Origin of the sequence: Variovorax sp. Sphag1AA (genome assembly GCF_014192575.1) — a bacterium.
Taxonomy (GTDB): Bacteria; Pseudomonadota; Gammaproteobacteria; order Burkholderiales; family Burkholderiaceae_C; genus Variovorax.
On the sequence record NZ_JACHYC010000004.1, the window covers coordinates 347,342 to 366,962 of the forward strand.

General features: G+C 64.5%; 15 protein-coding genes. All 15 read right to left on the minus strand.

Going from position 1 to position 19,621, the window contains the following annotated elements:
- Positions 1-9: 9 nt before the first annotated feature.
- Positions 10-1,974, minus strand: a complete 1,965-nt coding sequence (flgK, locus tag FHW64_RS17755; protein ID WP_184528559.1) for a flagellar hook-associated protein FlgK — start codon at positions 1,972-1,974, stop codon at positions 10-12.
- A 115-nt stretch (positions 1,975-2,089) separates the two neighbouring features.
- The gene (locus FHW64_RS17760) at positions 2,090-3,799 is read right to left on the minus strand and encodes a methyl-accepting chemotaxis protein (protein ID WP_184528561.1); all 1,710 of its coding nucleotides are present in this window, start codon (positions 3,797-3,799) and stop codon (positions 2,090-2,092) included.
- Positions 3,800-3,817: 18 nt separating this feature from the next.
- Positions 3,818-5,518, minus strand: a complete 1,701-nt coding sequence (locus FHW64_RS17765; protein WP_184528564.1) for a methyl-accepting chemotaxis protein — start codon at positions 5,516-5,518, stop codon at positions 3,818-3,820.
- 5 nt (positions 5,519-5,523) lie between these two features.
- Complete coding sequence (locus FHW64_RS17770) at positions 5,524-6,012, minus strand: chemotaxis protein CheW (protein WP_184528567.1); 489 nt, start codon at positions 6,010-6,012, stop codon at positions 5,524-5,526.
- Positions 6,013-6,031: 19 nt separating this feature from the next.
- On the minus strand, positions 6,032-7,627 hold the full coding sequence (locus tag FHW64_RS17775; protein WP_184528569.1) for a PAS domain-containing methyl-accepting chemotaxis protein: 1,596 nt from the start codon (positions 7,625-7,627) through the stop codon (positions 6,032-6,034).
- Positions 7,628-7,633: 6 nt separating this feature from the next.
- A complete protein-coding gene (locus FHW64_RS17780) occupies positions 7,634-9,184 on the minus strand; it encodes a methyl-accepting chemotaxis protein (protein ID WP_184528571.1) in 1,551 nt (516 codons plus the stop codon).
- Positions 9,185-9,281: 97 nt separating this feature from the next.
- Complete coding sequence (locus FHW64_RS17785) at positions 9,282-11,225, minus strand: methyl-accepting chemotaxis protein (protein WP_184528573.1); 1,944 nt, start codon at positions 11,223-11,225, stop codon at positions 9,282-9,284.
- A gap of 18 nt (positions 11,226-11,243) precedes the next feature.
- Positions 11,244-12,794 carry a methyl-accepting chemotaxis protein gene (locus FHW64_RS17790; RefSeq protein ID WP_184529205.1) on the minus strand — a complete coding sequence of 517 codons (1,551 nt, stop codon included), beginning with the start codon at positions 12,792-12,794 and terminating at the stop codon, positions 11,244-11,246.
- A gap of 49 nt (positions 12,795-12,843) precedes the next feature.
- On the minus strand, positions 12,844-14,544 hold the full coding sequence (locus FHW64_RS17795) for a methyl-accepting chemotaxis protein (protein ID WP_184528575.1): 1,701 nt from the start codon (positions 14,542-14,544) through the stop codon (positions 12,844-12,846).
- A gap of 28 nt (positions 14,545-14,572) precedes the next feature.
- Positions 14,573-15,091: a chemotaxis protein CheW gene (locus FHW64_RS17800; RefSeq protein WP_184528576.1), complete on the minus strand. Its 519-nt coding sequence runs from the start codon at positions 15,089-15,091 to the stop codon at positions 14,573-14,575.
- A gap of 50 nt (positions 15,092-15,141) precedes the next feature.
- On the minus strand, positions 15,142-16,125 hold the full coding sequence (gene flgJ / locus FHW64_RS17805; RefSeq protein ID WP_184528578.1) for a flagellar assembly peptidoglycan hydrolase FlgJ: 984 nt from the start codon (positions 16,123-16,125) through the stop codon (positions 15,142-15,144).
- Positions 16,126-16,133: 8 nt separating this feature from the next.
- Positions 16,134-17,306 carry a flagellar basal body P-ring protein FlgI gene (locus FHW64_RS17810; protein ID WP_409350629.1) on the minus strand — a complete coding sequence of 391 codons (1,173 nt, stop codon included), beginning with the start codon at positions 17,304-17,306 and terminating at the stop codon, positions 16,134-16,136.
- Between the two features lie 32 nt (positions 17,307-17,338).
- On the minus strand, positions 17,339-18,052 hold the full coding sequence (locus FHW64_RS17815; protein WP_184528582.1) for a flagellar basal body L-ring protein FlgH: 714 nt from the start codon (positions 18,050-18,052) through the stop codon (positions 17,339-17,341).
- 2 nt (positions 18,053-18,054) lie between these two features.
- Positions 18,055-18,837 (minus strand): flagellar basal-body rod protein FlgG, encoded by a 783-nt coding sequence (gene flgG, locus FHW64_RS17820; RefSeq protein ID WP_184528584.1) that lies wholly within the window; start codon positions 18,835-18,837, stop codon positions 18,055-18,057.
- A 38-nt stretch (positions 18,838-18,875) separates the two neighbouring features.
- Entirely contained in the window at positions 18,876-19,616 is a 741-nt protein-coding gene (locus tag FHW64_RS17825) for a flagellar basal body rod protein FlgF (protein WP_184528586.1), read from the minus strand.
- Between the last annotated feature and the right edge of the window lie 5 nt (positions 19,617-19,621).

Below are 19,621 nucleotides of genomic sequence, written 5' to 3' on the forward strand. Positions count from 1 at the left end.
CAATGACGATCAGGCACTGATGGCGAGGATCGCGTCGAAGATGGTCGATGCGGTCTGGATCACCTTCGCGTTGGCCTGGTACATCTGCTGGAACATCAGCAGGTTGGCCGTTTCCTCGTCCTGGTTCACGCCGGAGATGGATTGCTGCGCCGCCTTGATCTGGCTGGTCACGCTGTCCTGCGTGGTGCTGGCGGTGCTGATCTCCATCGACTTGTTGCCGACCTCGCTCACCAGCTGCGAATACGCGCCGTTGAAGGTGGTGGTGCCGTTGCCGACCAGCGCCTTTTTCTGGAGTGCGCCCATCAGCAGTGCATTGCTGCCGTCCGAAACGCCGGCGACGTTCTTGTTGATGGTGAAGGTGTCGCCTTGCGCGGGCGTGCCGCTCATGGTGACGGAGATGCCGTCGAAGCTGATGCTCGCACCCGCGGTGTAGGGCACGGGCGTGCCGGCTGCGTAGGTGGTGGACGTGCCATTCGACAGCGTCACGGTGACGGCCGACGTCGCGGGGAAGCCCGAGAGTTCGTTCGTCGTGGCGTCATAGCTCAGCGTGACGTTCGCGGCCAGCGGCGATGCAAGGTAGCTGCTGTCGACGGTCGCGGTGGTGATGGCGCCCGAGCCCTGGTTGGAGGCCGTCGTGCCGGTGATGACCGGCGATGCGGCCGCGACCTTGGCGGGATCCTTGACGAGCACGTCCATGTCGCGCGCGCCGTAGCGCGTCGGCTGCACGAGGAAGGTGTCGCCGTCTTGCGCAGTGCCGCTGGCGGCGGTGAGGCTCACGCCGTCGAAGGTGATCGGGAAGCTGGTGTAGGTACCGACGGACTGGTTGTCGGAGATGCGGGTCACGATGTAGTTCAGCGTGCCCGACACGTCCTTGACCTGCACCGAGTAGTCGCTGGTGGTGAGCTGGCCGGCATCGGCGATGGTGCCGGTGAGCACGAGGTCGCCGCTGTTCTTGGCGTTCGAGAAGACACCCGGCGCGGCGGTGGTGAAGAAGTCCTGTCCGAGCACGCCGTTCAGGTCGACGCCGAGGTTCTGCTGGTCGTTGACCGCGCTCGCGAGCGCCATCGAGAGGCGGCCGATCGCGTTCTGCGTGGGGATGAGCGATTCGTTGCGGAAGGCCAGGAGGCCGCCCAGCGAGCCACCGGTGACGGTCTTGTCGTTCAGCTCCTGCACGTTGCCTGCGATGCCGACGAGCGCGAGGGCCTTGCGCGTGGGGTCGGCGGACGAATTCACGGCCTGCATCGTCGCGGCCTGGTCGCCGACGACCAGCGACTGGCCGGAACCGATGAAGACGTTGTACTTGCCGTTGTCCTGCTCCAGCACCTTCACGTCGACGATCTGGCTCAGTTCGCTGACGAGCTGGTCGCGCTGGTCGAGCAGGTCGTTCGGCGGCTGACCACCGGCAACGGCGGTCATCATGCTGATCTGCTGGTTGAGGCTCGCGATCTTGCTGGAATAGGTGTTGATCTGGGCGACGCTGCCGACGATCTGGTCATTGACCGCCGAGTTCTGGTCTGAGAGGTACTGGTCCGTCGAGCGGAACTTGTTCGCCAGCGACTGCGCCGAGCTGATGAGCTGCTGGCGCGCGGCCGAATCGGACGGCGTGTTCGCAACGCCCTGCACCGCAGTGAAGAAGCTCTGCATCAGCGGGCTCAGGCCAGCGGTCTTGTCGGCGAGCAGCGAGTCGATCCGGTCGATCTGCGTGCTGTAGGCGCTCAGAGCGGCCGAGGTGGATTGCGCGCTGGCGAGCTGCGCGGTGAGATAGGCGTCGTAGCTGCGCGTGACGGTGGTGACGCGCGCGCCGCTGCCGATGTAGCCGGAGCCGGTGGCCAGCGCGCTGGTGGTCGAGACTTGCGCAACCTGGCGGCTGTAGCCCGCGGTGTAGACGTTGGCTGTGTTGTGGGCCGTGGTCATCAGCGAGGTACGCGCTACGCTGAGGCCGCTCAGACCCGTGTAAAACAAGCTTCCTGACATGTTCTTTTGACCTGTGTGAAGAGGATTCGACGGGAGGTGGCATCGTTGCGATGCCTTCCTCCTCTATATCGGCAGCCTTGCGCGGATGTTGAAGACCAGCGGTGCCGTGGCGCGGTCAGAATTCCGTCCAGTCGCCTGAGGGTTCGGTGCGTGCGGCGGCCTGCGGCTGCGCTGCGGATGCCGACTTCGCGGCCGGTGCAGGCTTCGCGGTGCGCGGCGATGCCGCAGTCACGCTCTTGGCACGCGCTTGCGCGATCACGCGGGCAGCGTCGTTGTCGCTGCCGAGGCGGAAGATGCTGACGGACTTCACGAGGCTCGTGGCCTGCTCCTGCAGCGAACCTGCTGCTGCAGCCGCCTCTTCAACCAGCGCGGCGTTCTGCTGCGTCACTTGGTCCATCTGCGTGATCGCCTGATTGATCTGTTCGATGCCCGAGGTCTGCTCCTGGCTCGCCGCTGTGATCTCGCCCATGATGTCGGTCACGCGCTTCACGCTCTCGACGATTTCATCCATCGTGCGACCCGCTTCTTCGACCTGCTTGCTGCCTTCCTCGACCTTGCCCACCGAGTCGTCGATGAGGGTCTTGATCTCCTTGGCCGCCGCTGCCGAGCGTTGTGCGAGGTTGCGCACTTCGGAGGCCACGACTGCGAAGCCACGGCCTTGTTCACCGGCACGTGCGGCTTCGACCGCCGCGTTCAACGCCAGGATGTTGGTCTGGAACGCGATGCCGTCGATCACGCCGATGATGTCCACGATCTTGCGCGAGGACGCATTGATCGAGCCCATCGTGTCCACGACCTGATTCACCACGCTGCCGCCGCGCACTGCCACTTCCGACGCCGATACGGCAAGTTGGTTGGCCTGACGCGCGTTGTCCGCGTTCTGTTTCACGGTGCTGGTGAGCTCTTCCATCGACGCTGCGGTCTCTTCGAGCGAGCTTGCCTGCTCTTCGGTACGCGAAGACAGGTCCTGGTTGCCCGAAGCGATCTGGCTCGACGCCGTCGCGATCGTGTCGGTGCCCGTACGAACTTCGCTCACGATCTTCACGAGGCTGCCGTTCATCTCCTTCAGCGCGGCCAGCAGCATGCCGGTTTCGTCCTTGGTCTGCGCATCGATGCGGCTGGTGAGATCGCCGGCGGCGACCGACTGTGCCACCTTCACCGCATCCGACAGCGGCTTGGAGACAGCGCGTGCAATGGTGACCGCGAGCAACAGACCCACCACGATGCTGCCGATCAGCAGGCCGATGACCCACACCCGCGCGCTGGCGTAGACCGCCTCGGCCGTGTTGTCGGCCTTGACGGCGCCGGCGAGGTTCACCGCCGCCAGCTTGTCGACCATCTCGTTGAGGTCACGGTTGATCTTGAGCGACTCGCCGCGGATCACCGCGGTGGCACCATCCTTCTTCTGTGCGCGCGAGAGCGCGACGACCTTTTCGTGCTCCGCGGCGTATTGCGCGAGGGCCTTCTTGTAGAGCGGGAAGATTTCGCGTTCCTCGGGCTCCGAGACGAGCTTCTCGTATTCAACGAGATTCTTCTGAACGTCGCCCCAGGTGGTGGTCATCGACTTCTCGTACTCCGACATCTCCGTCAGCGTGTCCGAGAGGATGTGCTGCAACTCGATCGAGCGGTAGCGCGCCATGAGGCCCTTGATCTCGAGCAGGGTGCGCGTGGCGGGCATCCAGTTGGTCGTGATCTCGGTCGACATGGCGTTGACCTTCGAGAGTTGCACGATCGAGATCACACCGACGACGACGGTCAATGCAAGCACCGCGATGAACGACACCAGCAGCTTGGCTGATATCCGGAGGTTGGCAAATGTTTTCATGATCTTTTTCTTTAAGGTTCAGAACTCGGTCCAGTCGCCCGCGCCGCCATGTGTGGCGAGCTGGGGTTCGGTCTTCACTTCCTTGCGCGCCACGGGTGCCGGTTTTGCGCGGCCTTTCGGTGCGACGGCGGGCGAACGCTTCGCCACGGGCGCAGCCTTGACTTGCGCGTGCGAGTCCAGACGGAACACGCTGACGGCTTGAACGAGGCTCGTGGCCTGGTCCTGCAGCGAGCCTGCTGCGGCAGCCGCTTCTTCCACCAGCGCAGCGTTCTGCTGCGTCACCTGGTCCATCTGCGTGATCGCCTGGTTGATCTGCTCGATGCCCGAGGTCTGCTCCTGGCTTGCCGCAGTGATCTCGCCCATGATGTCCGTCACGCGCTTCACGCTGTCGACGATCTCGTCCATGGTGCGACCTGCTTCGGCAACCTGCCTGCTGCCTTCTTCGACCTTGCCCACCGAGTCATCGATGAGGCCCTTGATCTCTTTCGCTGCTGCTGCGGAACGTTGCGCCAGATTGCGCACTTCCGATGCGACCACCGCGAAGCCCTTGCCCTGCTCGCCTGCGCGGGCGGCTTCCACGGCAGCATTGAGCGCAAGGATGTTGGTCTGGAACGCGATGCCGTCGATCACGCCGATGATGTCGACGATCTTGCGCGACGACGAATTGATCGAACCCATCGTGTCGACCACCTGCGAGACGACACTGCCACCGCGCACAGCCACTTCAGAAGCCGACACCGCAAGCTGGTTGGCCTGACGCGCGTTGTCCGCGTTCTGCTTCACCGTGCTGGTGAGCTCTTCCATCGACGCTGCCGTCTCTTCGAGCGAACTCGCCTGCTCTTCGGTACGCGAAGACAGGTCCTGATTGCCCGTCGCAATCTGGCTCGACGCCGTTGCGATCGTGTCCGTGCCTGTACGCACTTCGCCCACCACCTTCGAAAGGCTGTCGTTCATCTCCTTGAGCGCACGCATCAACTGACCGGTCTCGTCCCTGGACTCCACCTCGATGCGTGAGCTCAGGTCACCGCTTGCGACCGTCTCGGCAACCTTCACCGCCTCGCCGAGCGGCTTGACGATGCTGCGCGAGATCAGGATCGCGAAGCCCACGCCGAACACCATCGTCAACACGAAAAGCACCAGTCGCATCTGGAGCGCACGGGCATTCGCGGCGTCGATCGCCTGGCTCATGTCGTTGATGGCCTTGCGCTCCATCGACAGCAGGTCCAGCACGCTGGTTTCATAGGCCTTGGCCGCGGGCAGGAACTGTTCCTTGAATACGCGCTCGGTTTCCGCCGCGTTGCCGGAGGCCTTGGCCTTGCTCACCGCATCCTTGGCCGCCTGGTACTTGGCGCGCAGTTCGACGATGGACTTGAACATCGCCTTCTCCGCGTCGACGACCAGCAGAGCCTCGACCTTCGCCATGGTCTCGCTGCCCTTCTTCACGCTGTCGGAGATCACGTCGGCGAAGGTGACCGGCAGGGTCTCGTCGGTGGTCTTCGCGATCATCGAGGTCCGCGCGATGGCCGAGTAGGTCAGCACGTACCAGTCGGATATGAGCCGCTCCTTGGCCAGCGGGCTTTCCATCATGCGCCGCGTGGCCTCCGCGTTGCTCCTGGCCGTGACCAGGGAGAAGGCGCTCGAGAGGATCGTGAGTGCCAGCACGATGCCGAAGCCGATGGCCAGGCGTGTGCCGATGCGTACGTTGGGCAGGAATTTCATGATGTTCAGGCCGCTGCGGCTTCGACGAGGCCCATTTCCTCGCTGGACATCAACCGGTCGATGTCCACGAGGATCAGCATCCGCTCGTCGAGCGTGCCCAGGCCGATGAGGTAGTCGGTGTCCAAGGCGGAACCCATCTCGGGCGCCGGCTTGATCTGCTCTTGCGACAAGGTGATCACGTCAGAGACGCTGTCCACCACCATGCCCACCACGCGACCGCCGATGTTCAGCACGATCACCACCGTGAACTGGTCATAGCTCGGCGCCCCGATGCCAAAGCGGATGCGCATGTCGATGATCGGCACGATGATCCCGCGCAGGTTCACCACGCCCTTGATGAAATCGGGCGCGTTCGCGATGCGCGTGACTGCGTCATAGCCGCGCAGCTCCTGCACCTTCTGGATGTCGATGCCGTATTCCTCGTGGCCGAGGGTGAACGACAGGAATTCCAACGGCTTGTCGGCCTTCGATGTATCGGTTGTCTTCATCTGCATTTCCTTGACTTCACTTGAATTAGTTGTGCTCCAGCTTGAACACGCTGACCGCGTCGACGAGCCCGCCGGCCTGCTCCTGCAGCGCCTGTGCGGCGGCCGAAGCCTGTTCGACGAGTGCCGCGTTCTGCTGGGTGACCTGATCCATCTGCGTGATGGCCTGGTTGATCTGCTCGATGCCCGCGGTCTGTTCCTGGCTCGCGGTGGTGATCTCGCCCATGATGTCGGTCACGCGCTTCACGCTGCCGACGATCTCTTCCATGGTCTTGCCGGCCTCGCCGACGAGCGCGGTACCCGCGCCGACCTTGCCGACCGAGTCGTCGATCAGCCCCTTGATCTCCTTGGCCGCCGTCGCCGAACGCTGCGCAAGCCCGCGCACTTCAGCCGCGACCACGGCGAAACCCTTGCCCTGCTCGCCTGCGCGCGCCGCTTCCACTGCGGCATTGAGCGCGAGGATGTTGGTCTGGAAGGCAATGCCGTCGATCACGCTGATGATGTCGGCGATCTTTCGCGACGAGGCATCGATCGCGGCCATCGTGTCCACCACCTGCGACACCACGCTGCCGCCCTTGACCGCCACGTCCGACGCCATCACCGCGAGCTGGTTGGCCTGGCGTGCGTTGTCGGCGTTCTGCTTCACCGTGCTGGTGAGCTGTTCCATCGACGCGGCAGTTTCCTCCAGCGAACTCGCCTGCTGCTCGGTGCGCGCGGAAAGGTCCTGGTTGCCGGTCGCGATCTGGCCGGACGTGCTCATCACGCCCGACACGTTGACGCCGACGTCGCCGACGATGGCGCAGAGGTTGGCGCTCATCTGGTTGAGTGCGCGCAGCAAGTCCTTGGTCTCGTCCTCCGGACGGATCTCGAACTTGACCAGCGCGCCGCCGGCAATGGCCCGCGCCACATCCAATGCCTGATCGAGCGAACGGAAGACGGTGCGACCGAGGAAGTAGCCCAGCCCGGCCCACGCGAGCGTCGCACCGACAGTGGCCGTAGCAATGAGGTTGGGCAGCCAGCTTTGCGCGCCTGACTTCGCCGCGAGCGTAGCGGCCTCCGACCAAGCAGCCGCGCCAAAGCCCAGCGTGAGCACGGCCGCGACGCTCGTCACCGCGAAGACGCGGCGACGCACGGGAATGCGGCGCAGGCGGCCGATGGGGTTGGACCAGCCCGGCAAGACCACTTCGCCCTGCACGATCTTCAGGCCGTCGGCCTTGCCTTCGCGGATCCGGCGATAGACCTGTTCGGCGCCCATGACATCGGCGCGATCGGGCCGGCTGCGCACGGACATGTAGCCCACCGTCGCCCCGTTGCGGCGCACCGGCGTGACGTTGGCCTGCACCCAGTAGAAGTCGCCGTTCTTGCGACGGTTCTTGACCAGCCCGGTCCACGGCAGACCACGCCCGAGCGTGTCCCACATGTCGGCGAAGGCCTCGGGCGGCATGTCCGGGTGGCGCACGATGTTATGCGCCTTGCCCATGAGCTCTTCGACGGTATAGCCGCTGACCTCGACGAAAGTCGGGTTGACGTAGCTGATCCGTCCCTTGAGATCCGTGCGGGAAACCAGCGCTGCGTCCTGCGGCAGCGGGTATTCGTTATCAGTGATCGGGTGATTGACGCGCATTTCGGTTCAGCGGCCTTCCAGGCGGAAGACGCTCACAGCGCCCGTGAGGCTGCCGGCCTGCTCCTGCAGCGATGCGGCTGCGGCAGCTGCTTCCTCGACCAGCGCCGCGTTCTGCTGCGTCACCTGGTCCATCTGCGTGATGGCCTGGTTGATCTGTTCGATGCCCGAGGTCTGCTCCTGGCTTGCTGCAGTGATCTCGCCCATGATGTCGGTCACGCGCTTCACGCTGTCGACGATCTCGTCCATCGTGCGGCCCGCCTCGGCGACCTGCTTGCTGCCTTCCTCGACCTTCTCGACCGAATCGCCGATGAGGGCCTTGATCTCCTTGGCTGCGGCTGCCGAGCGTTGTGCGAGGTTGCGCACTTCGGAAGCGACCACTGCGAAGCCACGGCCTTGTTCACCGGCACGAGCGGCTTCGACCGCCGCGTTCAACGCAAGGATGTTGGTCTGGAACGCGATACCGTCGATCACGCCGATGATGTCTACGATCTTGCGGGACGAGGCGTTGATCGAGCCCATGGTGTCGACCACCTGCGAGACGACACTGCCGCCGCGCACTGCCACTTCCGATGCCGACACGGCAAGCTGGTTGGCTTGACGCGCGTTGTCCGCGTTCTGCTTGACGGTGCTGGTGAGCTCTTCCATCGAGGCCGCGGTCTCTTCGAGCGAACTCGCCTGCTCTTCGGTGCGCGAAGACAGATCCTGGTTACCCGATGCAATCTGGCTCGACGCCGTCGCGATCGTGTCCGTGCCGTTGCGCACTTCGCCGACCACACGTGCGAGGCTCTGGTTCATTTCCTTGAGCGCATGCATCAACTGACCCGTCTCGTCGCGGCTCTGGACTTCGATGCGGCTGCCCAGATCACCGGACGCCACGGTCTCGGCCACGGACACCGCCTCGCCCAGCGGGCGAACGATGCCGACCGTCAGACGCCAGGCAGCGAAGGCGCCGAGCGCGAATGCGATCAGCGACAGCATGATCAGTGCATTGCGGCCGTCCAGATGGTCCGTCTGGATTCCGGCGGCGACGCCGTCGATCTGCGCGCGCTCGTAGTCGGCCAGTGCACCCACCGCCTTCTCGTACTTCGACAGGCCTGCGGCGAACGGGCCATCGACCAGCTTGTTCGCGCCATCGATGTCGTTGTCGGCCTTGAGCTTGTTCATCGCGCCCAGCATCTCGAGCACGCTGCGGCGTGCCTCGGCCACTTCGCCGTAGAGCTTCTTCTCTTCCGGCGTGACCATGATCTCTTCGATCCTCTTCTGGAGCGGATTGATGATGGCCTGACCGGCGGCGAGTTCCTTCTTGAAGTAGGCCTCGGTCGCCGGGTCGGTCGCCTTCACGATCGCAAAAGTCCGCACGATGCTGGCGGCAAGGTTCTTTGCCCATTCCGCCACCATGCGTTCCTTGGCCAGAGGGCCTGCAACCATGTCCTCGGTCGCATGGCCCACGTTCGACAGACGATGCATGCCGGTGCCGGCAATCAGCGCCATCAGGAGCAGCATGGCGCCGAAGCCGATGCCCAGGCGCGTACCGATTTTCAGATCCTTCAATTTCATCGCACTTTCCTTCAATGATTCGAATTTCGGGACTGGCGGTCGGCCGCCAGCGCAATCGTTCTCATATCGGCAGGTGCGATCAAAACTGTAGACACCGTTACGTTTCGCGCGACAGCTTGAAGACGCCAACGACCTGCGAAAGGCTTCCGGCCTGCTCCTGGAGTGCTTGCGCGGCGGCCGAGGCCTCCTCGACAAGCGCGGCGTTCTGCTGCGTGACCTGATCCATCTGCGTGATGGCCTGGTTCACCTGTTCGATGCCGGAGGTCTGTTCCTGGCTCGCCGCAGTGATCTCGCCCATGATGTCGGTCACCCGCTTCACACTCTCGACGATCTCGTCCATCGTGCGACCGGCTTCGGCGACCTGCCTGCTGCCTTCTTCGACCTTGCCCACCGAGTCATCGATGAGGCCCTTGATCTCTTTCGCTGCTGCTGCGGAACGTTGCGCCAGATTGCGCACTTCCGATGCGACCACTGCAAAGCCCTTGCCCTGCTCGCCTGCGCGAGCGGCTTCAACGGCTGCATTGAGCGCAAGGATGTTGGTCTGGAACGCGATGCCGTCGATGACACTGATGATGTCGACGATCTTCCGTGACGAGGCGTTGATCGATCCCATCGTGTCGACCACTTGCGACACTGCGCTGCCACCACGCATTGCGACTTCCGAAGCCGACACCGCAAGCTGGTTCGCCTGGCGTGCGTTGTCCGCGTTCTGCTTCACCGTGCTGGTGAGCTCTTCCATCGAAGCAGCGGTCTCTTCCAGCGAGCTCGCCTGCTCTTCGGTGCGCGACGACAGGTCCTGGTTACCCGATGCAATCTGGCTCGACGCCGTCGCGATCGTATCCGTGCCGTGGCGCACCTCGCCGACCACATTGGCGAGACCCAATCGCATGGCATCGACCGCGCGCGTGATCACGCCAATCTCGTCGCGGCGCTTCGAACTCAGCGGGGTGGACAGGTCACCCTCCCCGATCGCGCCGACATGCTTGCCGAGATCGCTCAACGGCCGCACCGTGCGACGGATGAACAGCACGAGCCCGACGCACAGCACCACCGCCGCGACGACGATGAAGCCACCAAGCCATGTCAACTGCCGATAGAGGTCGGCCAGCACTTCCGACTGGGGAACTTCCGCAACCACCAGCCAGCCGGTCAGCCGGCTGCGTGCCACCGATGCATGTCGCGCGTCCGTTGCGCCGGGCACCAGTACGGCGGGTGCATCGTCGATCCAGAAAGCGTCATCGCTCTTCAGGCGCTCGGCCCAATCCGGCGCCTTGCCCTGCAGCACGTCGGCGAGCGGCTTGCCCGCCGCCGTCGGGTGAAACACGAGGCTCGCGCCATCGGCCGTTCCTTTGGGGTCGACGATGTAGAGCCCGCCGGTGTCGAAGACGCGCGTGGCACTCACCGCTTCACCGAGCGAGGCCTGCTGGCGCGAGATGTCCAGGCCGATGTAGAGCACCGCGACGACGCGCCCGGTTTCGTCCTGCACCGGGTCATAGACAGTCATGTAGGGGCGACCGAACAGCGTCACCCTGCCGACGAATCGCTTGCCCTGGTGCAGTTGCGCGTAGGCAGCACTCTTTCGATCGAGCATGGTGCCTACCGCCCGCTCGCCGTTTTCCTTCTTCACCGACGTGGTGACGCGGCGGAAGTCCTCACCCTGCACGACGAACACAGTGGCGTTTGCGCCGGGGAAGTCGCTCGCGAAGGCATCGACCTCAATGGTGCTGCGGATCGGCAGGCCATTGCTGGTCAGGTCGCCCTTCTCGTCTAGCGCGAAGGTCGGCGCGAACTGGCGGCGGAATACGCCGAAGACGTTCTCCGCGTTGAGGTACATGGTCTGGTCGAAAACGTCCAGCGAACGTGCGACCGCTTCCGCCTTCGCATTGGCGTACTGCGCGGCGCTGCGCTGTTGCTGCGACGATGCGACCGCGTAGAAAGTGCCCAGCACGAGCACCGTCGCCGCAGCGATCGCCAGCATCGCGCGCACGCTCAGGGTCCGCGCAAGCGAGACGAAACCCGGGTTGCTGTTCAACGACAACATTCACTCCCTGCAAGCGGCTCAGGCTTCGAGCTTGAAGACGCTGACGACTTGCGACAGATTGCCGGCCTGCTCGCGCAGCGAACCTGCTGCTGCAGCGGCTTCTTCGACCAGTGCGGCGTTCTGCTGGGTCACCTGGTCCATCTGCGTGATGGCCTGGTTGACCTGTTCGATGCCCGAGGTCTGCTCCTGGCTCGCCGCGGTGATCTCGCCCATGATGTCGGTCACCCGCTTCACGCTGTCCACGATTTCATCCATCGTGCGGCCCGCTTCGGCGACCTGCCTGGTGCCCTCTTCGACCTTCTCGACGGAATCGTCGATCAGCGTCTTGATTTCCTTGGCTGCGGCTGCAGAGCGTTGTGCGAGGTTGCGCACTTCGGAGGCCACCACTGCAAAACCACGGCCTTGTTCACCGGCGCGTGCGGCTTCGACAGCTGCATTCAACGCAAGGATGTTGGTCTGGAACGCGATACCGTCGATCACGCCGATGATGTCGACGATCTTACGCGAGGACGCGTTGATCGAGCCCATGGTGTCGACCACTTGCGAGACGGCGCTTCCGCCACGCACGGCCACTGCCGACGCCGACACAGCAAGCTGGTTGGCCTGACGCGCGTTGTCCGCGTTCTGCTTGACGGTGCTCGTGAGCTCTTCCATCGAAGCCGCCGTTTCTTCCAGGGAACTCGCTTGCTCTTCGGTACGCGAAGACAGATCCTGATTGCCTGACGCGATCTGGCTCGACGCCGTCGCGATCGTGTCCGTGCCCGTGCGCACTTCACCAACGATCTTCACGAGGCTGTCGTTCATCTCGCGCAGCGCCTGCATGAGCTGGCCAGTCTCGTCCTTCGAATGGATTTCGATGCGCGAGGTGATGTCGCCCGCGGCCACCGTCTCGGCCACCTTCACCGCTTCGCGGATCGGTTGCGTGATCGAGCGGGTGATGAGCCATGCAACGGCCGCACCCAGCAGCACCGCGAGCACGCCCAGGCCGATCATGAGGCTGCGCGCACGCTCGTAGTCGGCCAGCGCCTCGGCGTTGATGCCGTCAGCACGCTTGACCTGGTGGACGTTCAAATCGTCCAACGCAGCCAGCGTCGCCCGCACCGCCGGTGCGAACTTCGTCATGAGCAGTTGGGTCGCCTCGTCGTTCTTGTTCTGGCGCGCGAGCTCGATGAGCTTCTCGCTGAGCGGGGCCGCGACGGCCAGCGCTTCATCGACCTTGACCAGGTTGGCCTTGCCCTCGGCGGTCGTGATCAGCTTGCGCAGGGTCTTGTTGGCCTCCGTGAAGCGCTCGCGCGCGCCGGCGATTTTCTTCATCTGGGCGGTGATGCTCGCCTCGTCGTTGATCAGCACCAGTTCAGTGCCGTAGGTGGCGATGTCACGGACCGTGGTGAGCATCGCGTTGACCGAAGCGATCTTCACGTTGTTGTTGTTGACGATCTGGTCGAGCCGGTCGTTCTGGTTCGACAGCGAGTTCACGCCCAGGCCGGCAATCGCGGCCATGAACAGGAGGATGAGCGCGAAGCCCAGGCCCAGTCGCGAGCCGATCTTTAAGTTGGAAAAGGAAGTCATCGTCATTGCGCCCCTGCGGGCGCGTCTCGTTTCGTGGATGTGGTGGATCTCAGAATTCGGTCCAGTCGCCCGCGCCCGCGGTGGCGGTCGCGGCTGAAGCGGTGGACGTTGTCTTCCTTGGTGCTGCCGGCGTCTCGCGCGGCACCTTGTTGGTTGTCTTCTGCACGGTGATCGCTGCAGCAGCCTCCGGCTTCTTACGCGTCGCCCCATCGTCATCCAGCTTGAACATGCCGACGACCTGCGAAAGACCACCAGCCTGCTCCTGCAGCGATGCAGCAGCGGCTGCGGCTTCTTCGACCAGCGCGGCGTTCTGCTGCGTCACCTGGTCCATCTGCGTGATGGCCTGATTGATCTGCTCGATGCCCGAGGTCTGCTCCTGGCTCGCCGCGGTGATCTCGCCCATGATGTCGGTGACGCGGCGCACGCTGCCGACGATCTCGTCCATCGTCTTGCCGGCCTCGCCGACCAGTGCGCTGCCGATGTCGACCTTGCCCACCGAATCGTCGATGAGGCCCTTGATCTCTTTCGCTGCTGCTGCGGAACGCTGGGCCAGGTTGCGCACTTCCGATGCGACAACCGCGAAGCCCTTACCCTGTTCGCCAGCGCGCGCCGCTTCGACGGCCGCATTCAGCGCGAGGATGTTGGTCTGGAACGCGATGCCGTCGATGACCGCGATGATGTCCACGATCTTGCGCGACGAGGCATTGATCGACGCCATGGTGTCGACCACCTCGCTGACCACCTTGCCGCCCTTCACCGCCACTTCGGATGCGGAGACCGCAAGCTGGTTGGCCTGACGCGCGTTGTCTGCGTTCTGCTTGACGGTGCTCGTGAGCTCTTCCATCGACGCTGCGGTCTCTTCCAGCGAGCTCGCCTGCTCCTCGGTGCGCGACGACAGATCCTGATTGCCGGCGGCGATCTGCTTCGAGGCGACGACGATGGAATCGGTCGCCGTGCGGATGCGACCCACCACGTCGGTCAGCATGTCTTCCATCTCGCCCATGCCGTTCAACAGCCGGCCGAAGTCGCCGCCGCGGTCGGACTCGAAGTCCTGGCTGAGGTCGCCGGAGGCCACGGTCTCGGCAATCACCAGTGCTTCGTCGATCGGCTCGACGATGCTGCGCGTCAGCAGCCATGCAAGCACCGAGCCCACGGCAAGTGCCAGAGCCGCAAGCAGGATCACCTGGTTGCGGCCGGAGCGGTAGAGCTCGTCGATGGCAGTGGCGGACTGGTCGATCCGGTCCTTCTGGTGGCCCACCATGGCACGGATGCTCGCGTCGTAGGCGTCGAGCGTGGGGATCAGCTTCTCCTTGCTCAGCACCGCGGCTTCATCGAGCTTGCCGTCCGACTTGAGCTTCAGGATCGTGTTGCGCAGTTCCAGGTACTCCGCGCGCCGGCTCTTGATGTCCTTGCTCAGCGCCAGTTCCTCGGGAGTGCTGAGCATTTCCTCGAGGTTCTTCTGCGTCTCGTTGATGACGGCGCTGTTCTTGGTGATGTTCTTCTGCAGGAAGTCCTGCACTTCAGGATCGTTGCTCTTCAGCAGCGCGAAGGTCCGCACGCTGTTGGTGCTCGTGGCAAGCAGCCAGGCCGCAGCCAGGCGCTCTTTCTCAAGCGATTGCCGCGCCATCTCGCGCGTGGCGTCGCCCACCGCCTGCAACCGGGCCACGCCGATCACAGCGATGGCTGCCACCAGCGCCAGCACGACCGCGAATCCGCCGCCCAGGCGTGTGCCGATCTTCCAATCCTTCATCCCTGCCTCCTCCTTTGAAACTGCCCCCTCAGGCAGCGAGCTTTTCGATCAGTCCCATCTCTTCGCTGGACATCAACCGGTCGATGTCCACGAGGATCAGCATCCGCTCGTCGAGCGTGCCCAGGCCGATGAGGTAGTCGGTGTCCAGAGCCGAGCCCATCTCGGGTGCGGGCTTGATCTGCTCTTGCGACAGCGTGATCACGTCAGAGACGCTGTCCACCACCATGCCCACCACGCGACCGCCGATGTTCAGCACGATCACGACGGTGAACTGGTCATAGCTCGGCGTTCCAATGCCGAAGCGGATGCGCATGTCGATGATCGGCACGATGATCCCGCGCAGGTTCACCACGCCCTTGATGAAATCGGGCGCGTTCGCGATGCGCGTGACTGCGTCGTAGCCGCGCAGCTCCTGCACCTTCTGGATGTCGATGCCGTATTCCTCGTCGCCGAGGGTGAAAGTGACCACCTCCAGCCGTCCCGAGTTGGCGAGGGCCTGAGAAGCGGCGCCGCCCGAGCGGGGCTGGAGGGTCGTGATCTCTGCCATGGGGTTCCTTTGCGTTGGCTGTGAGAGTGGGTTTGTTGGCTATCGGCAGATCAGCCGAATTTCTGCATGATCCGGACGAGCTTCTGGCCGTATTGGGGGTCGGTGGCGTAGCCGGCGCGCTGCAGGCCATGCGCCGCCTCGGTCGGGTCGCCGGCCGTCACCACGTTGGCATAGCGCGGATTGCGCGTCATGAAGCGCGCGTAGTCGGTGAAGGCTTCCTCGTAGGAGTCGTAGGCCCGGAACTTGGCGCGCACGCGCTGCGGCTCGCCATCGACGTATTCGGTGGTGGTGGTCTCGACCGTGCGGCCCTGCCAGCTCCTGTCGGCCTTGATGCCGAAGAGGTTGAAGCTCTGCGTGCCGTCGTCGGCGCGGATCTCGCGCTTGCCCCAGCCCGATTCGAGCGCGGCCTGCGCGAGGATCAGCGGTGCGGGCACGCCACTGGCTTCGCTCGCGGCCTGCGCCGACGCACCCATGCGATCGACGAAGGCATCGACATGGCCCTGCAGCGATGCGGTCGCGGCCGAACTGCTACCGCGGTCGTTGTTCACCTGATAGAGGCTCAAATCGACGCGCGTAGACGGCGCTGGCGCCGAGCCAAGCGGAATACCCGAGTCCGCCTTCAGCGGAAACCCGCCGCGCGGCAGAAGCGACATCGGTGCGGCATCGACGTCCATGTTGGTCGAACCCGACGCGACCTGGCGCTGGAGCTGTACCAGCATGGCCTCGGCAAGGCCAACGCCACGCCCCGAGAGGTTCTGCGAGAGCTGCTGGTCGAGCATCGAGGTGTAGATCTTCTCGCTCTGGCTGTCGAACAGACCGCTTTTCGGCGTCGCCTCGCGCATGCTCTTGAGCACCATGTTCATGAACATCGCCTCGAACTGGCGCGACACCTGGCGAAGACCTTCTTCCGGCGAAGTGCGGGTGGTGCGCTTGAGCGCATCCACACCCTGCACGTCGAGTGCGAAGCGCTGGTCGAGCGCGCCGCTGCGGCTCGTGTCGGCAATGCTCGAAGCGGGCGTGGCAGTGATCGCCATGTCCGTCCTCAGATGATTTCGAGCTCGGCGCGCAAGGCACCGGCCGTCTTCATGGCCTGCAGGATGGAGACGAGGTCCTGCGGATTCGCGCCCAGCGCATTGAGGCCCTTGATCACGTCGGACAGCGAAGCGCTGCCGCGCACCATCTGCAGCGCACCGCTGCCCTGGTTGACCGAGATCTCCGACTGCGCCGATTCGACCGTGCGACCGCGCGAGAACGCTTCCGGCTGGCTGACCACCGGCTGGGTGTTGATGACCACCGACAGGTTGCCGTGCGCCACCGCGCATTCGCTCACCCGCACCGCCTGGTTCATGACCACGGAGCCGGTGCGCGCATTGATGACCACGCGTGCGACGGCTTGCGTCGGCGTGACTTCAAGCCCTTCGAGTCGCGCGAGGAAGCCGACGCGGTCCTGCGGCGACTCCGGTGCACTGACGCGGATCACGCGCGCATCCAAAGCCTCGGCGACAGGACCGAACTGGCGATTGATCGCTTCGACCGCGCGCTGCGCCGTGCCGAAGTCGGAACGCGTGAGCTCGACCGTGAGCGCACCACCCTCGCCGCCCACAGCGGACTCCACCGTGCGCTCGACGATCGCGCCCGACGGAATGCGCCCGGAGCTGAGCTGGTTGATCTGAACCTTGCTGCCGTTGGCCGACGCCCCTGCGCCGCCAACGACCATGTTCCCTTGCGCGATCGCGTAGACCGCGCCGTCGACACCCTTGAGCGGCGTCATCAGCAGCGTGCCGCCGCGCAGGCTCTTGGCATTGCCCATCGACGACACCGTGACGTCGATCGCCTGCCCCGGCCGGGCGAACGAAGGCAGCGTAGCGGTAACCATCACCGCTGCCACGTTCTTGAGCTGCATGTTCACGCCCTGCGGCATCGTGATGCCGAGCTGCTGGAGCATGTTGTTCAGGCTCTGCGTGGTGAACGGCGTCTGCATCGTCTGGTCGCCGGTGCCGTCCAGACCAACCATCAGGCCGTAGCCGATCAACGGGTTGTCCCGCACGCCCTGGATCGTCGCCAGCTCCTTGAGCCGCTCCGCATGCACAGGCGCAAGAAATGAAAAGGAAAAAACAAGAGCGAGCGCAGCGAAGCGAACGCCGTTGGTGAAACACCGCGGAACCGGCTTTGCCGGGCCGCCGGTGTTGCCCCCTGCAAGGGGGTGGAGAGCCACACGAAGTGGGCGAGCCTGGGGGTGTGTCATTTCTAGAATGGAGCGACGTTCAGGAAGAAGCGCTGGAGCCATCCCATGTTCTGCGCTTCGTCGATGTAGCCCTTGGCCGTGTATTCGATGCGTGCATCCGCCACCTGGGTCGAGAGCACGGTGTTGACGCCTGTGACGGTGCGCGGATTCACCACGCCGGAGAAGCGGATGAACTCCGTCCCCTGGTTGATGCCCATCTGCTTTTCGCCACTCACGAGCAGGTTGCCGTTGGGCAGCACGTCGGTGACGGTGACCGTGATCGTGCTGTTGAACGTATTCGTGGCATTGGCGCCGCCCTTGCCCGTGAACGCCGATGTGCCGGACAGCTTTGCATCCTGGTCGTTCAGGAGGCCCTTGAGCACCTTCGGAATCGGATCGAAGGCCGCGGTCATGCTTCCGTTGCGGTTCGCGTTCGCAGCCGAGTTCTTGCTGGCGTTGAGCTTTTCGCTGATGACGATGGTCAGGATGTCCCCGATGCTGCGCGGCCGGCGATCCTCGAACAGCGCGATGCCGCGCCCGTTGTCCTGGAAGATCGCGCCCGTCCGCGACCGGCTCGGCAGCTGGTTGATGTCGTCGGCGCGCGCGGTCATCGGTTGATGCACGAGCGGATCGCGCGGGATCTGCGCGCAGCCGGCGAAAAGAACGAGCGCCACGCTCGCCAGCGCCATGCGCCATGGCGAAGCGATACGGAATGCGTGCAGCGTGGGGAAGCTCATGGTCACAGTTGCGCAAGTCGCGCGAGCATTTGGTCGGATGTTTGAATCGCCTTGCTGTTGATCTCGTACGCGCGCTGCGTCGCGATCATGTTGACCAGCTCTTCCACCACATTGACGTTGGACGCTTCGGTGTAGCCCTGCGTCAGCACACCGGCGCCATCGACGCCGGGGTTCACGACATTGGGTGCGCCCGACGAATCGGTCTCGGTGTAGAGGTTCTCGCCCATGCTCTGCAGGCCCGTCGGGTTCAGGAAGGTCGCGATCTGGAGCTGGCCGACCTGCACCGTCGCCTGGCTACCGGCCTGCGTGACCGACACGATGCCGTCGCGGCCGATGGTGAGACTGGTGGCGTTCTGCGGGATGTTGATCGCGGGCTCGATCGTGTAGCCGCTCGCGGTCACGAGCTGGCCGTCGGCGTTGGTCTGGAACGAACCATCGCGCGTGTAGGCCATCGTGCCGTCGGGCATCGTGACCTGGAAGAAGCCCGAACCGTTGATCGCGACATCCTTCGGGTTGTCGGTCTTGGTCAGGTTGCCTTGCGAGTGCATGCGCTCGGTGGCGACAACGCGCACGCCGGTGCCGACCTGCAGGCCCGAAGGCAGGCGCGTCTGGTCGGAAGTCTGGCCCCCGACCTGGCGGATGTTCTGGTAGAGCAGGTCTTCGAACACCGCGCGGCTTTTCTTGAAGCCGGTGGTGGAGACGTTGGCGAGGTTGTTGGAGACGACGTCGAGCTGCGTCTGCTGGGCTTCGAGGCCGGACTTGGCCACGTAGAGGGAACGGATCATGGAATGGCTCCTGCGGGGTTGCTGCTGGTCAGGGCGGATCAGCCGTAGGCGAGCAGCTTGTTGGCCGACTGCGCGTTGATGTCGGCGGACTGGATGGACTTCATCTGCATCTCGAAGCTGCGTCCGTTGGCGATCATGGCCACCATGGCTTCGACGGGATTGACGTTGCTGCCTTCGATGGCGCCGGGCGTGACGGTCACTGCGTTGTCGGCTTCAGCGGGCGGAAGGCCCGGACGCATGCGGAAGAGACCGTCTTCGCCTCGCACCAGATCGGTCGTCGGCGGATTCACGAGCTTCATGCGGCCGACGATGTTCAGGCCGGTCAGCGGATCGCCGGGCGCGTGCGCGGTGATGCTGCCGTCCGAGGCGATGGTCACGGACGAGCCCGGCGGGATCACCAGGCCGCCGCCATCGCCGACCACCGGGCGTCCGCCCATGGTCGTGACCTGGCCGTCGGATGCCACCTGGAGGTTGCCGACGCGGGTGTAGGCCTCGCCGGTCGGTGTCTGGACCGTCAGCCAGCCGTCGCCACGCACCGCGACATCGAGTTCGCGGCCGGTGTCCGTCACCGGACCTTGCCGGAAGTCGGCGCCCGGCGTGGTCGCCGCCACGAAGGCGCGCGTGGGCGACTCCTGGCCGACCACGGGCACCGCGCGGAATGCGTTGATCTGCGCACGGAAGCCCGGCGTCGACACGTTCGCCATGTTGTTGGCGACCGAGGTCTGCTGCTCCATGGCCTGCTTGGCGCCGCTCATCGCGACATACAGCATTCGATCCACTGGTG

Coding starts and splice junctions, on each gene's coding strand:
- flgK (WP_184528559.1), bottom strand. CDS start 1,974: ATGTCAGGAAGCTTGTTTTACACGGGTCTGAGCGGCCTCAGCGTAGCG.
- FHW64_RS17760 (WP_184528561.1), bottom strand. CDS start 3,799: ATGAAAACATTTGCCAACCTCCGGATATCAGCCAAGCTGCTGGTGTCG.
- FHW64_RS17765 (WP_184528564.1), bottom strand. CDS start 5,518: ATGAAATTCCTGCCCAACGTACGCATCGGCACACGCCTGGCCATCGGC.
- FHW64_RS17770 (WP_184528567.1), bottom strand. CDS start 6,012: ATGCAGATGAAGACAACCGATACATCGAAGGCCGACAAGCCGTTGGAA.
- FHW64_RS17775 (WP_184528569.1), bottom strand. CDS start 7,627: ATGCGCGTCAATCACCCGATCACTGATAACGAATACCCGCTGCCGCAG.
- FHW64_RS17780 (WP_184528571.1), bottom strand. CDS start 9,184: ATGAAATTGAAGGATCTGAAAATCGGTACGCGCCTGGGCATCGGCTTC.
- FHW64_RS17785 (WP_184528573.1), bottom strand. CDS start 11,225: ATGTTGTCGTTGAACAGCAACCCGGGTTTCGTCTCGCTTGCGCGGACC.
- FHW64_RS17790 (WP_184529205.1), bottom strand. CDS start 12,794: ATGACTTCCTTTTCCAACTTAAAGATCGGCTCGCGACTGGGCCTGGGC.
- FHW64_RS17795 (WP_184528575.1), bottom strand. CDS start 14,544: ATGAAGGATTGGAAGATCGGCACACGCCTGGGCGGCGGATTCGCGGTC.
- FHW64_RS17800 (WP_184528576.1), bottom strand. CDS start 15,091: ATGGCAGAGATCACGACCCTCCAGCCCCGCTCGGGCGGCGCCGCTTCT.
- flgJ (WP_184528578.1), bottom strand. CDS start 16,125: ATGGCGATCACTGCCACGCCCGCTTCGAGCATTGCCGACACGAGCCGC.
- FHW64_RS17815 (WP_184528582.1), bottom strand. CDS start 18,052: ATGAGCTTCCCCACGCTGCACGCATTCCGTATCGCTTCGCCATGGCGC.
- flgG (WP_184528584.1), bottom strand. CDS start 18,837: ATGATCCGTTCCCTCTACGTGGCCAAGTCCGGCCTCGAAGCCCAGCAG.